Below are 876 nucleotides of genomic sequence, written 5' to 3' on the forward strand. Positions count from 1 at the left end.
GTCAGCAGGTATCCCGTGCCGTAGCCGCGCTGCATGACGCCCATAACGGTTTTCTGACCGGCGTGATGGACGCTTTCCGTCAGGTTGACCTGCTGGTGCATCCCCTTTCGGCCCATGAGGCTCTGCGGGACATCCGCTTGTGCATTTCCCCGGAGATGACCGGTCGGGACTGGCGGCCTCTCATATCCGGCGATCCCTTGCCGCTGCGTCTGCCCGACCCCGACACAAGCAGGACGGACAGGCTGCATAACATGCTGTACCCGGATTTCAAGACACAGCTCTGGCCCCGTGAGGGAGAACTGATTTCCCGCAACGCCATACGCATCGGCGACAGAATATTCGGGCCTCTCATCATGACGCTCATGCCCCAGACGCCGAAACCGTTTCAGGAACTTTTCAGGGTACTTGCCAGGCGTGATGAACGACTGCCGTACCGCATTTCCTTCCTGCTGGAAGACGGCGGCCTGAACATGGGCCTCCGGCCCCTGCTTGCGGCCATCCTGGCCTTCAGCTCTTCGGACAACAAAAAGTTCAATAAAGCCGTCGATGCCCTGAAAGAGCTGGACCTTGAAGGCGTATGCTGCATCCGGTTCCGCATCTGCTTCTGCACCTGGGCCAGCGTGACGGATTCCGAGCAGGAAGCCCATCTGCTGCTTCGGCGGCGCATCGCGGAACTTTCCAAAACCGTTCAGGGATGGGGAACGGCGGATGTTTCCGAAGCCACAGGCGACCCGCTTCTCGGTTTTACGGCGACGCTTCCCGCCATGATGCCCGCAAGTCCGGCTCCCGTCACCGCCGCGCCCTTGCAGGACGCTCTTGGCATGTTGCCGCTGCGTCCGGCGTCGCCGTGGCGGGAAGGAAGCCTGCTGTTCCGAA

The 876-nt window shown here is 61.4% G+C and carries 1 pseudogene; it reads left to right on the plus strand.

From position 1 onward, the window contains the following. Nucleotides 1-251: 251 nt before the first annotated feature. A pseudogene (locus tag CZ345_RS17025) lies at nucleotides 252-876 on the plus strand (hypothetical protein); the annotation flags it as partial.

The organism is Mailhella massiliensis (assembly GCF_900155525.1).
Taxonomy (GTDB): Bacteria; Desulfobacterota; Desulfovibrionia; order Desulfovibrionales; family Desulfovibrionaceae; genus Mailhella; species Mailhella massiliensis.